Annotated in this window: 9 protein-coding genes; 6 read left to right on the top strand and 3 right to left on the bottom strand. The window is 66.6% G+C overall.

Going from position 1 to position 13,502, the window contains the following annotated elements:
* A partial coding sequence (locus tag QZV72_RS04675) for an IclR family transcriptional regulator (RefSeq protein WP_297005840.1) occupies positions 1-505 on the top strand: 505 nt, incomplete at its 5' end.
* 11 nt (positions 506-516) lie between these two features.
* On the opposite strand, the gene QZV72_RS04670 is transcribed toward QZV72_RS04675, so the two are convergent.
* Entirely contained in the window at positions 517-3,222 is a 2,706-nt protein-coding gene (locus QZV72_RS04670) for a LuxR C-terminal-related transcriptional regulator (RefSeq protein WP_297005838.1), read from the bottom strand.
* A gap of 282 nt (positions 3,223-3,504) precedes the next feature.
* Here QZV72_RS04670 and QZV72_RS04665 point away from each other — a divergent pair, with 282 nt between their 5' ends.
* The 5 genes from QZV72_RS04665 to QZV72_RS04645 are packed head-to-tail and all read left to right on the top strand — an operon-like array spanning position 3,505 to position 11,322.
* On the top strand, positions 3,505-5,481 hold the full coding sequence (locus QZV72_RS04665) for a hydantoinase/oxoprolinase family protein (protein ID WP_297005837.1): 1,977 nt from the start codon (positions 3,505-3,507) through the stop codon (positions 5,479-5,481).
* Between the two features lie 2 nt (positions 5,482-5,483).
* Positions 5,484-5,951 carry an acetone carboxylase subunit gamma gene (locus QZV72_RS04660; protein ID WP_297005835.1) on the top strand — a complete coding sequence of 156 codons (468 nt, stop codon included), beginning with the start codon at positions 5,484-5,486 and terminating at the stop codon, positions 5,949-5,951.
* Between the two features lie 14 nt (positions 5,952-5,965).
* A complete protein-coding gene (locus QZV72_RS04655) occupies positions 5,966-8,155 on the top strand; it encodes a hydantoinase/oxoprolinase family protein (RefSeq protein WP_297005834.1) in 2,190 nt (729 codons plus the stop codon).
* Complete coding sequence (locus tag QZV72_RS04650; RefSeq protein WP_297005833.1) at positions 8,152-10,473, top strand: hydantoinase B/oxoprolinase family protein; 2,322 nt, start codon at positions 8,152-8,154, stop codon at positions 10,471-10,473. The genes QZV72_RS04655 and QZV72_RS04650 overlap by 4 nt, the downstream gene beginning before the upstream one ends.
* Before the next feature lie 15 nt (positions 10,474-10,488).
* Complete coding sequence (locus tag QZV72_RS04645; RefSeq protein WP_297005832.1) at positions 10,489-11,322, top strand: hypothetical protein; 834 nt, start codon at positions 10,489-10,491, stop codon at positions 11,320-11,322.
* A gap of 33 nt (positions 11,323-11,355) precedes the next feature.
* On the opposite strand, the gene QZV72_RS04640 is transcribed toward QZV72_RS04645, so the two are convergent.
* Positions 11,356-12,741, bottom strand: coding sequence for an MFS transporter (locus tag QZV72_RS04640; protein WP_297005830.1), 1,386 nt, complete (start codon positions 12,739-12,741; stop codon positions 11,356-11,358).
* A gap of 148 nt (positions 12,742-12,889) precedes the next feature.
* Positions 12,890-13,426 carry a helix-turn-helix domain-containing protein gene (locus QZV72_RS04635; protein ID WP_297005828.1) on the bottom strand — a complete coding sequence of 179 codons (537 nt, stop codon included), beginning with the start codon at positions 13,424-13,426 and terminating at the stop codon, positions 12,890-12,892.
* Positions 13,427-13,502 lie beyond the last annotated feature (76 nt).

Genomic DNA, 13,502 nt, shown 5'->3' with positions numbered 1-13,502 from the left:
CGCCGAGGAGCACGTCACCGCGCTGGCGCGTGAGACCGGGGAGAGCGCGTTCCTCTCCGCCCGGCGCGGGGACGAGACGGTGTGCCTGCTCCGGGCGGACGGCAGCTTCCCCGTGAGATCCTTCGTCCTCTACGAGGGGAGACGTTTCCCGCTCGGTGTCGCCTCCGCGGGACTGGCGATCCTGTCGTTCATGCCCGACACGTCAGTGGACCGCTACCTGGGCCAGGCGGGGCTCGAGCGGGAGTACGGGGAGTCGCATTCCGTCACCCGGATCCGTGGGCGCGTCGCCGACACGCGGCGGCTGGGCTACGCGGTGAACCCGGGGCTCCTCGTCGAAGGGAGCTGGGGGCTGGGGGCGGCGGTGTTCGGTTCCGGCGGGCAGCCCTCATGGGCGTTGAGTCTCACCGGGATCGAGCACCGGTTCGGCGAGGACCGGCGACGCGACATGGGGAAACTCCTTCTCGAGCATGCCCACCAGCTGTCGCAGCGGCTCGCCCGACGGTGACGGGGCCCGGGTCACCCGGTGGCCTGTGCGTGGTTCCGGCGGGGATGCACCGGCTCCTCGGGCAGCTCGCCGAGATCGCGGGCGCGACGGACGCAGTCCCGCCGACTGGTGACGCCCAGGGCCCGGTACAGGTTGCGGAGGTACCACTTGACCGTGTTGATCCCCAGAAACAGGTTGTCCGCGATCTCACGGTTGGTGCGTCCGGCGTCGACCAGGGCGAGGATCTCCCGTTCCCGCTGGCTGAGCGGGTGGATCCCCCGGTCCCCGTTGTCCGGCTCCCCGGCGTCGACCGGTGGCACTGACGGCCCGGGGGCGGGGTCGACGGTGCCGGCGCTGTTCTCCGTCAGCCGTTCCACCAGCGGCAGCACAACGGGGCCGGAGTCCCGCAGCAACTGGTTGAAACCGCTTCCGGCGGAGTCGACGAGGACCTCCCGGAGAGTCCGCTCCGCACGGCCGCGTGCTCCCCGGACCTCGAAGGCGCCGACGAGGAGCAGCCTGTCCCGCATGGCCTGGAACCGGTTCCCCTGCCGCTCATCGAGGTCGATCAGGTTCCTCGCGCGGGTGACCAGGGTCCCCTCGTCGGGGACGGGGAGTGCGTCCATGGCCAGGGCGAGGTCGAGCCGGGTCATCTCCTCGGAGAAGAATCTCCGGTCGCGCGCGGTCGCATCGTCCGGGAGCACGGGACGCGCCACCGGGAGGCCCAACCGCGCCCGGACGGTCGACATCCTGGTCCACAGTCTGGTGAGGGAGAGTGTCCGCCCGGCCTGCTCCCCCTGTTCCAGCAGGAGTTCCGCGCCCTCCCGGTCACCGCGACCCGCCCGGATGAAGGCGAGGGACTCGTAGACGGGGACCATGAAGTCGACGACGCCGGCGCGCTGCCCGATGCGGAGCGACTCCTCCAGCTCCTCTTCGGCACGGTCGAGCTCCCCCAGCTGGTAGTGCAGCTTCCCCAGCAGGCCCGACGCCAGTCTGGCGGCGTGGGAGTGCCTGCCCGACCGCTCGGAGGCGGCGAAGAGGGCACGTTCCCAGTGATGCTTCGCCATCGCGGTGTCGAGGCGGCGCAGTGCCACGAGTCCGGCGTAGCACTCCCCGTAGACCTCACTGAAGCTCCCCTTGACCTGCCGGTGGTACGTCCTCGCCCACTGTTGGAGCCGGGTGGCCTCGGTGTCCCGTCCGCGCTCGATCTCGTTGAAGGTGAGGACGTTCGCCGCCACGGACACCGTCCACGGGTCCAGGTCGGCGGCCTCGTCGAGGACCTCGGGCCGGAGGCGGTCGTCATCGGACACGCGGTCCCGGTACATCTCGAGGCATTCCCTGATGACGCGGGCGTCCCTGGTCAGCAGGAAGCGGTCACCGTCACTGAGCGCTCCGTTCCCGGCCACGGCGTCCTCGAGCCGGAGCAGTGACCTGTTGGCCTCCTCCGGAAAATGGAGGAGGCAGTGGGCCCAGGCGACCGAACGTTGCAGCCAGGGGCGGCCACCGGTCGTCTCCGGCGGCAGCTTGTCCACGAGGGAGAGAAGTGTCGACATGCGTGAACGCTCGACGAGGAGGAGGGACTCCCTCTCCACGGCGTCCACCGCGAAATCGGGTTCACCGGCCAGGAGCGCATGATCGACCGCGGGGGCGAGCATGCCGTGCCCCCGGAACCAGTGTGCGGCGCGGAAGTGGAGGTCCGGGACGTCGTCGGGGAGGGTCCTCCCGAGCCTGCGCCGCAGGAAGCCCCCGAAGAGATGGTGGTACCGGTACCATTCCCCGACATCGTCGAGGCGTTGCAGGAAGAGGTCCCCCGCGAGGATCTCCTCCAGGAGGGGACCCGCGTCAGCCCGTCCGGTGAGATGCGACGCCAGGTCGGGGCTGATCCGGGAGACCACCGACGTCCGCATGAGGAAGTCGAGCAGGTCGGGTTCCAGGAGGTCCAGGACATTCTCCGCCAGGTACTCCCCGATGCTGTTCTGCCGGGAGGGGAGGTCATCCAGCAGCGCCGGCAGGTCGGGTCTGCGGTCGAGTGACAGGGTGGTGAGCTGGAGTGCGGCGATCCACCCCTCCGTGCGGTTGTAGAGTGCCGACAGTTCGGTGTGGTTCAGCGACAGTCCCTTGACGTCCGTGAGGAACTGCCGGGTCTCCCGGTGGTCGAAGCGCAGGATGCGGGAGTCGACCTCCACCAGCTGGTCCCGTACCCGCAGTGTGACCAGCGGCAGGCCCGCGGTCGAGCGGCTGGTCACGATGAACCCGAGCTGGTCCCCGGAATAGTTGATCATCCCGGTCAGGATCGAGCGGGTCCGACTGTCGGTGACGAGATGCCAGTCGTCCAGGAACACGACGGTCCTGCCGTCCGCCCGGTGCACGAGGTTGATGAGCAGAGGAACCAGGTACTTCTCGGCGTCATCGGGGCGGTCCTCGAGGATCTGGGTCAGGTTCCCGCCGTCGTCGGGCAGGACGTGGCTGAGGCATTCGGTGAGGTGGCTGAGAAACCACAGTGGACTGTTGTCGTCGTCGTCGAGGGAGAGCCACGCGGTCCGGGTTCCCTCCTGCGCCATCGTGGACATCCACTGCGCCGCCAGGGTCGATTTCCCGAACCCGGCCGGGGCGTGGATGAGGGTCAGCCGGCGTTCCCGGACGTCATCGAGCAGTCGGTCGATCCTCGGGCGACCCACCCATCTGCCCACCGGGGTGGGGGCCTGGAACCGTGTGGACGCGCTCGGAGGTATGGGGGTCATCTGGGTGTCCTTCCTGCCCGCGACATGGCGTCCCGGGATTGATGCATGTCACATTCTACAAGGAAAAGAGACGTGAATCACTGAACCACCCGGGCACCACCCCTCCCCACCACCCCGGGTGGTCTCCTACGGGAACCACCCGCGGAAACCTTGTTTCACCAGCGAAGTCATCCGTAGTGTCTGCGGCACGGACCGATCCCGGAATGCCGGGGCGGAGCCGATAACCACAACTTCAGGCGCAGGAGAGACTGTGCGCCGTGAGCCAGGGAGGAACACAGATCGATGAGCTATCTGATCAACATCGACAACGGCGGAACTCTCACCGACATCTGCGTCGCCGACGGCGACACCATCTTCTACACCAAGACACTGACGACCCCGGCGGACCTGTCCGACTGCTTCTTCACCGGGATATCCAAGATCGCCGAGGAGATCTCCGGCACCGACAATCTGCCGGAGTTCCTGCGGCGGACGGATCTGATCCGGTACTCGTCCACCCAGGGAACCAACGCCCTGGTCGAACGCAAGGGTCCTAGCATCGGTCTCATCACCGACGAGACCGGTCTCCCGGACCGCCTCCGGTTCGACGACAACACCACGGACCTGTTCAACGACCTCATCGGATCCCGCGTCGTCGACATCGGTACCGCCGACCCCGGTGACCGGGACCGGGAGGCCGCCCTCGTCAGGGCGATCAACACTCTGATCACGGCAGGAGCCGAACGCCTGGTCGTGTCCATGGCCGACGCCGACCGCGAGCGGACGCTGAAGCGCATCTTCCTCGCCCGGTTCCCGCGGCATCTGCTCGGTTCGGTGCCGGTCCTGTTCGCCCGCGAGTTCTCCGATGACCGCACCGAGGTCCGCAGGGTGTGGTCGGCGGTGCTCAACAGCTTCCTCCACCCCACGCTGGAGCGGTTCCTCTACAGCGCAGAGCACAGGCTCCGCGCGCACAAGATCAAAAAGCCCCTGCTCATCTACCGGAATGACGGAGCCTCCTCACGGGTCGCCAAATCGGTCGCACTCAAAACGTACTCGTCCGGGCCACGGGGCGGACTCGAGGGCGCACGGTCACTGGCCGAGACCTACGGACTGCCGCACGTCCTCATGATCGACGTGGGCGGGACGACGACCGATGTCGGCGAGGTCGATGACCTGCGCATATCCGCTGACCGGCGGGGACGGGTGGAGAACGTCCCCACGTCGATCGAGCTCAGTGACGTCCGGTCGGCCGGAGTCGGAGGCAGCTCGGTGATCCGGGCGGTGGACGGGCGGATCACGGTGGGACCGGACAGCGTCGGAGCCGCCCCCGGACCGGCCTGCTTCGGGTTCGGCGGCACGGAGGCCACCATCACCGACGTCAACCTGCTGCTCGGCGTCCTGGACCCGGAGACCTACCTCAACGGCGAACTCCGCCTGGACCCTGAGCGTTCGCGCCAGGCCGTCCTGAGGAATGTCGCGGAACCGCTCGGGATCACCCTCGAGGAGGCGTTGACCAGGATGGAGAAGGCGCACGCCTCCCGGATCGCAGACGCCTTCCGGCCACAGGTCCGCAGCGACGGGGACACCACCCTCGCCGTCTTCGGCGGCGGTGGACCGATGAGCGCCTGCCTCGCGGCCCGGCTCGCGGGAGTCCGTCAGGTGATCATCCCGCGACTGGCGGCCGTGTTCTCCGCGTACGGCATCAGTTTCTCCGACATCGCCCAGGACTTCGAGGTCGAGATCACCGGGAAAACGGACGCCCAGGTGAACACGGACCGTCAGGAACTGCTGGAGCAGGCCGAACGCTACATGTTCCAGGAAGGACATGATCTCGACGAGTGCGAGACCGAATGGACCGTCATCCACGAGAACAGTGACGGCAGTGAACACCATCGGTCACGTCCGGGGGACACCGGCGGCGCCGACAGTGGCACCGACAGCGGCACCGACGGTGGCACCGACAGTGGACTCCACCGGATCCTGCGGCTGACCGCCCGGCACATCCTGCCCCACCCGGCGGTGAAGCACTCCGTGTCCACGTCCGCCTGCGCACCACACCCCGCAGGAACCCGGACACTGCTGACCGTAGGAGAGGCAGGGAGCGGTACCACATCCGTCCCCGTCCTCGTGCTCGAGGACCAGCCGGCCGGAGCGTCCGGAGAGGGGCCGGCCATCGTCGAAGGCCCCTTCTTCACGGCCCGGGTGCCCGGGGGCTGGGACTTCACCGTCTCTGACGCGGGCGATCTCATTCTCAACGACCGACAGGAAAGGAAGAACTGACCATGAAGGTCCCCATGACCGAGTATCTTCTCATCGACCTCGACAGCGAACGCTGGCTGTGCCGGATCTGCGGGCACGATTTCGGCAGCGCCCGCGGAAACTACAAGGAAGGGACGCTCGTCTACGACCGCAACCCGGAGGAGATCCATCCCCCGGTGATCGATCCGGAGAAGTACGAGTACACGTTCTCACCTGATCCGACCTACTGCCGGATCCTCGAGTACTACTGCCCCACCTGCGGCACCCAGATCGAAGCCGAGTACCTGCCGCCCGGACATCCCCCGACAGTGGACATGATCTGGGACATCGACGCGCTCAGAAGCAGGTGGGAGACGGCGGGGACGGATCCCCTGACCGTGGTCAACTACGGCCCCGGTGAGAACGCGGTGGCGGATCTCCGGCCCCGGTTCCACGAGGGAGACACTTCGACAACCGACGACCCCGGTGCCGCTGACCGGCACGGGAACTGAAGGGGAGCAGAACCATGAAACGCATTTCCGTCGATATCGGTGGAACATTCACCGACTGCTTCTTCGCGTGGGACGACATCTACGTCGAGTCGAAGTCCCTGACCACGCACCACAATCTCGCCCTCGGGTTCAACGCGGCGCTGGACAACGCCTGTGCCCGAGCCGGCCTCGACCGTGGGGACGTCCTGCGTGAGGTGGACTCGGTACGCTACGCCACGACCCTGGGGACGAACGCCCTCATCGAGGGAAAGGGACCGCGGGTCGGTGCCATCGTGACACACGGATTCGAGGACACGATCCACATCTCCAGGTCGAAGGGTTACGGAGCCGGCCTGGACGAGCAGAAGCAGGGGGACATGGCGGACGCGGAGCGTCCCGAACCCATCGTGCCCCGGAGCCTGGTCCGTTCGGTCAGGGAGCGGGTGGATTCGGTGGGCGAGGTGCTTGTCCCACTGGACCGCGAGGATATCCGCGCCCAGGTCCGTGAACTGGTCGACAACGGTGCCGAGGCCATCGTCGTCGCACTGACGAATGCCACGGAGAACCCGGACCATGAACAGCAGGTGCTCGAGGTCATCCTCGACGAGTACCCGGCGCATGAGCTGGGTGCCATTCCGGTGCTGCTCAGCAGCCAGGTCTCCGGACGGAAGGGCGAGTACGTCCGTGCCCAGTCGACGATCATCGACGCGTTCCTCCACGAGACGATGTTCCACGCCCTCAACCAGCTGTCGTCGAATCTGCGGGACTCGGGGTACGCCAAACCGATGATGGTCATCCACAACTCGGGTGGTATGGCCCAGCCCAACTCCACCGACGCCCTCCAGACGATCCACTCGGGGCCGATCGCCGGAGTGGGCGGCGCACAGCACCTGTCGGAGAGCACCGGTATGGGCGCGGTCGTGTCGATGGACATGGGAGGGACGTCCTTCGACATCGGTATGGTGCCGGAAGGCGGTGTGCAGCACTACGACTTCCAGCCCACCATCGGACGCTGGCTGGTCAGTGTGCCGATGATCCACCTCAACACCCTCGGTGCCGGTGGCGGGTCAGTGGCGTCCTTCGACAGGATCCACAAGACGGTGAAGATCGGTCCGGAATCTGCGGGGTCCGACCCGGGACCGGCCTGCTACGACAGAGGCGGAATGCTCCCCACCGTCACGGACGCGGACCTGCTGCTCGGGTACCTGGACCCGGAGAACTACGCCAACGGTTTCATCAGGCTCAACCCGAAGCGTTCCGTGTTCGTCATCGAGGAGGAGCTCTGCGACGAACTGGACCTGGACCCGGTTGACGCGGCGAAGGTGATCAAGCGGACGGTCGACGAGCAGATGGCGATCGGCATCGAGATGGAGCTGCGCTCCCGCGGCGGTGTGGTCGAGGACTACACGATGGTCGCCTACGGCGGGAACGGTCCGTTGCACGCCTGCGGCATCGCCGAACACGCCGGCATATCCCGCATTCTCTTCCCCCCGTTCGCCTCGGTGTTCTCGGCTCTCGGGGCGGGGAACCTGAAGCCCCTGCACATCCACGAGCGCAGCGCCTACGTGGTCCTCTACGAGCCGATCAGCAGGTCACTGTTCGACGAGTACGCGCGGTTCAACGCCTACGTCGAGGAGCTTGAGCGGCGGGGCAGGGAGGATCTCGAACGACAGGGGTATGACGGCTCCCTGGTCCGGCACCGGCTCGAGATGGACATGCGGTACGGGAACCAGCTGGCCACCACCGCGGTCTCCTTCGACATCAACCGGATCAACCGGGTCGGGGACGTGCTGGAGGTCATCCGCAAGTTCTCCGACATCTACGGGCAACGCTACGGGGAGGGGACCCAGGCGCCCGAGGCGGGAGTCCGGGTCCAGACCATCCGGGTGGCGTCCTTCATCGACGGTGAGGTCGTCCACTTCGACGACCTCAGCGCCGGCGGGGAGCGCGTCGCCCCGGACCCCGTCGACCACCGCAGCATCTCCTTCGTCAACGAGGAGCACCCGGTCGACACCCCCGTCTTCGACGCGTCCGCCCTCCGGGACAGCTACGTCATCCACGGACCGGCGGTCATCACCACCGAAAGCACGACCTATCTGATCGAACCCGGCTGGCGGATCGAGCCGACCGCCCAGGGCGCTGTGTGGCTGCTGAAGGAGACCACCGGAGCGGCGTCCGGACCACAAGCTGCAGGAGCAGCGGAAACCCCTGGTAAAGGAGCATGACAATGTCCACTCACGACCACTCCCACCCGACCCCGGAGACGCACCTCACCGCAGAGGAACAGCAGTGGGTCGACGCGTTCATGAACGACACGACGCTGTTCATCGGACCGGATCCCGAGATCATGCGCCGGCACAGCATCGCGGAACGCACACCCCTGGAGGAGAGGGTCCTCGTCCACGGCAGTGACCCGCTGAAGGCGGACCGTATCCGGCGCCGTCTGGCGGGGGCACTCGACGAGGCCTTCGAGATGTGCGAGAGCATGGGGGCGGCACCGGGTGCGAAATGGGCCGATCTCTCGGCGGCGGTGTACACCGCCTCCGGTGACGTCAGCTACATGTCGAACCGCGGGGTCATCGCCTTCTCCGCGGTCCTCCACCATCCCATCCGTCACATCATGAAGTACTGGAAGGATGAGCCGACGGTCGGCGTGAACCCGGGCGACGGATTCTTCCACAACGACGCGCGCTTCGGGATGGTCCACAACACGGACCAGTCGATGCTCGTCCCGGTCATGCGGGAGGGCGAGATCATCGCCTGGGTCGGTGCCACGATCCACGAGGGCGAGAACGGCGCCTGCGAACCGGGCGGTATGCCCTCAGGCTCTGAAACCCCCTTCGACGACGGACTCCGCGCCTCACCGATCAAGATCGTCGAGGGCGGGAAGCTGCGCCGGGACCTCCTGACGTTCCTGCAGCACTCCACCCGCGACCCGAAGCTCATGCTCGCCGACATCAAGGTCAAGATGGGCGCCGTCAAGCGGGTCATGGACATCGTCGACAGGATGATCGACGAGTACGGGGTCGAGGCGTTCGTGGGGGCCATCCGGAGCACGGTGGAGGATGTCGAGGACGAGGTCCGGCGACGGATCGGCGCGATGCCGGACGGCACGGTGACGGTCAACCAGTTCGTCGACTCCACCCTCAAGGAGAACATCCTCATCAAGTTCGCCTGCAAGATCACGGTGAAGGGTGAGCGGTTGATCGTCGATCTCCGGGGTACCGGGCCGGAGATCCTGAACCGGGCGATCAACTCGCCCTTCGGCTCGACCAAGGCCTTCTTCGCCCAGGCGATCCTGTCGTACTGGTGGCCCGATCTCCCCCGGTCGACCGGTGCCCTGTCACCGATCGAGATCATCTCGGAGGAGGGGACGTGGGCGGACTGCAGTTACGACGCGCCGACCGGCCAGAATCTCCAGGCCTCCTTCCGGGCGTTCACGGCGCTGCAGAGCGCCTACGCGAAACTGCAGTTCTCGGTGGAGAAGAAGTACGCCAACGTCATCGCCCCGTGGTTCAACCAGATCAACAACTTCCTGTGGGGCGGAACCACCCAGCACGGTGAACAGGTCGGCAACCTCTGCGCCGACCTCAACGGGATGGGCGGCGGCGCCAAGGCCTTCCGGGACGGTGAGGACGCCGTCGCACCACTGTTCTGCGCCATGGCGGACACCGGCGAGCAGGAGATCATGGAGGAGGAGGTGCCGTTCCTCCAGCTCGTGAGCAAGCGCGTGGTCCGGGACAACCAGGGTTTCGGGAAGTACCGCGGTGGGATGGGCTACGAGATGATCGTCTCGGCCCGGAACACCCCGAACTGGGGCTTCATGACGGTGACGTCCGGGGCGAAGTTCTCCTCGGTGGGCGGCCTGTTCGGCGGCTACGGCTGCCCCACGTACCCGCTGGCACGGGTGAAGGGGATCAACATCTTCGACCTCGCCAGGAACGACAGTTCGGCGTTCGACCTCTCCATGGAGAAGGTGATGAACGAACAGCCCTACGAGGACGGGGAGTACACGTCCTACCACATGGGTCTCCAGTTCGACCTGGCGCAGGAGGGCGAGCTCTACATGATCTCGCAGGGCTGCGGAGGCGGCTACGGTGACGTCCTGGAACGCGACCCGGAGATGGTGATGGAGGACCTTCAGAACGGTCGGATCTCCGCCCAGGTGGCCCGGGACATCTACCGGGTCGTCTGGGACGAGGACACCTTCGTCGTGGACCCGGACCGGACCCGCGAGGTGCGGGACGGTGAGCGGCGGAGCAGGATCGACCGCGGTCGGCCCTACACCGAGTTCGTCAGGGATTTCACCACCGGGGAGCCCCCGGCCGAACTCCACTACTTCGGCTCCTGGGGCCAGGACAACGACGAGGTGCTGTTCGCGACGGTCTGGGGCCACAAGGGGCCGGAACGGGTCAGTGGTGCGCTCGCGGAGCTGCCCCTGATCAACGTGCCGAACCGGCACGTGCTCAAGATCGGCGCTCTCGAGAAGCGGGTCCGCGAACTGGAGGAGAGGAACGGTGAGTACGTTGCGCACCTGTCGTGAACCGGAGGTCCGGAAATGAACACGCCACCACCCGGGGCAGGACCGCTGGCCGCCTTCCTCGGGACACGATGCGCCGACGGCGGTCGCCGGTGCCTCATCATCGACTCCACCGAGTACGCTGCCACGGTGCTCCTGCAGGGACGCGAGATCCCGTGGGCCGACGGCACTGCGGTGGCCGCCCACCTCGCGCAGTCCCAGGCCCTGTTGAAGTCGGCGGCCGTGCTGCTGCCGCTCGACGCGATGATCCGGTGGCGTCTGGCCGGGGCCACCACCGGAGATCCCCTCATCGAGGCGATGTCGGCGAAGTCCCGACCGGGTTATGCGGCACGCGCCCTCCTCGGTGACGCCTCGCTCAGGGACGCCGTGAAGCAGCTGGCGGTGGCCACCGCCGCGGTGATCCGGGAACCTGTACTGGTGCACGTCCCGGCACCCGCGGACCTGCTGGCCCTCGCGGACCGGGCCGTGAACGGAGCCGACAGCGGCACCGTGTTCGACGACGACCGGGCGGAGAACGCCGCCGTATACCTCTCTGACTGGCTGCGCACCTTCGCCGGGACGGGGGTGTCGGGACTGGTCATCGATGAAAGGTGGACGGATTCCGGCGGGCAGGTGCTCGGACCGGTGCTCAACGTCGCGGACCACTACCGGTGGCCGGTCGCGCACCGGACCGCCGACGCACTGCGGTTCAGGTCCGCCGACGGTGGCACGGTGAACGTGCCGGTGCTGGACAGCGGCTACTGGCTCGCAGAGCCGGAGACCGTCCCCGACGGGGAGTTCCTCATGACGGAGATCGCCGGCGGCGCTGTTCCGGAGCAGGTCCTGTCACGGCTCGCGGAACTCAGGGGGTGAGCCTCCCCTCCCCCGCCCCCTACCCGGCCGCCCCTACGTGGTCTCCACCGTCACATCATCCCGGACCCGCACCTTCTCACCGGCGTAGCCGCCCAGGGCAGTCAGCAGCGAGATGATGATCAGGAGGATGACCGCCGGTGTGGCGGACGGCTCGTCCTGTGCGTTCATCAGTGCCGTCGCGATGAACGGCAGGAAGCCGGTCAGAGCGCCCGCCAGGTTGTAACCGAGCGCTACACCGCTGTATCGCAGCTTCGCAGGGAACAGCTCCGACAGCAGTGCACCGGTCACGGAGTAGGAGATGGTGACCATCCCGATTCCGAGAGCGATGGCGATGGTGATGGCGACGACGCTGCCCGTGTTGATCAGGGCGAACAACGGCCAGGCGGCCACTGCGGTCAGGATTCCACCGAAGACCACGACACGACCGGGCCCGATGCGCTCGGCGAGCCGGCCGAACGGCACGATGACCAGGATCTGCACCACGGCAGCGACCAACGTGGCGTTCACCACGGGCTGACGTTCCACACCGAGGGTGTCCGTCGCATAGCTGATCACGAACGTGTTCAGCACGTAGAAGCCACCGACGCCCAGCAGGGCCACTGCGATCGCGATGATCAGCTGCTTCCAGCCCTTGCGGAAGACATCGAATGCGGAGCCCTTGTCCGCGCCGTTTTTCTCCTCTTCCTCCATGATCTGCTCGAAGACAGGTGACTCCTCCGCCTGCATACGGATCAGCATCGCGACAACCAACAGAGGGAAGGCCGCCAGGAAGGGGATACGCCATCCCCAGGAATCCACGGAGTCGTCCGGGAGCAGGAGCACCAGGCTGAAAGCCACAGAGGACAGCAGCGTACCGGCAGGTGATCCGAGCTGGACCATGGCCGCGTACCGCCCACGCTTCTCCGCCGGCGCATGCTCGATCGCCAAGGTGGTCGCACCACCCCATTCACCGCCGACGGCCAGCCCCTGAAGAAGCCGGAGCAGCGTGAGCAGGACCGGGGCGACCACACCGATACTGTCATAGGTCGGCAAAAGCCCGACCATGCCAGTTGCTGTACCGATGGCGACGATACTGATGATCAGCGTGGGTTTACGTCCGATGCGGTCGCCGAGCAGACCGAACAGGAAAGCCCCGAAGGGACGGGCGACGAACCCGACACCGAAGGTCGCGAAAGACGCCATCGTCGCTGCCAGGGCATTCAGGTCCGTGAAATAGAGATGGTTGAACACCAGGGCTGCAGCTGTGCCGAAAAGATAGTAGTCGTACCACTCCAGTGCGGTACCGACGAAGGCGGCGAAGGCCACCTTCCGGACCCCTTTCTCGTCCACCTTCACCGCGGTCTGTGCGACAGCATCAGATCCTGTTTCAACCCCGGCGTCGGTCGTGGCGACCGTTCCTGGGCCTGTGTCGTTGCTCACCTTCATCCTCCTCGTCTGTGGAATGCAGCGAGCGTATCCCGCTCCGTTCCGCCGTCACCGGCAAGAAGGACCAATGCTGACAAACCTCAGTGCTCTCCCTGGCAGAATTGGTCAAGTGCCCAAAAATGACCGGCCCGGAAACATGGCGTTAACGACCCGCCAGCAACAGAACGGCGGCCATCGCCTGTCGAGGAACCATCACGTCCAATCCGGTGGCGTCCTCAAACGCCTTGAGCCGGTTGACCACCGTATTGCGGTGACAGTACATACTGCTCGCAGTGGATTTCACCGTGCCGGTGTTCAGATAGACGTGCACCGTCTCCACCACCTGCTCGCCTGATCTGCCCCTCAGCTCCTCCAGGCCCCGGGCAGCCCCGGAGAGATACCCGGGGACAAGTCGTGCCTGCGTGTACCGGAGCAGAGCCCCGGGCAGCAGCTCCTCGGCACTGTGCAGGTGCTGCAGTCCGCGGTGGGCACGCAGAATGTCCGCACCTCCCCGTGCCGCTGTCCGGACCGCCGCCAGTCCGTCGAGCCGCCGGTAGAACACACCACCATGCTCGGCGAGCAGGTCCGCAAGACCCTGACCACTGCCGGCCACCTGCATCACCACATAGGTCTGTCCGACCTCGTGCCCCAGCACCGTGCCGCGGGCGAGCTCGTGGGAGGCCGCCCGACGAACGTTCACCACTTCCTCCGGACCGAACAAAGCCAGCTCAAAAACTGCATCCACCTGCACGTTCATCCCGGCAGCGATTTCCGTG

Source organism: uncultured Corynebacterium sp., assembly GCF_902782855.1.
Taxonomy (GTDB): domain Bacteria; phylum Actinomycetota; class Actinomycetes; order Mycobacteriales; family Mycobacteriaceae; genus Corynebacterium.
This window is presented reverse-complemented; position numbering and strand designations above follow the sequence as displayed.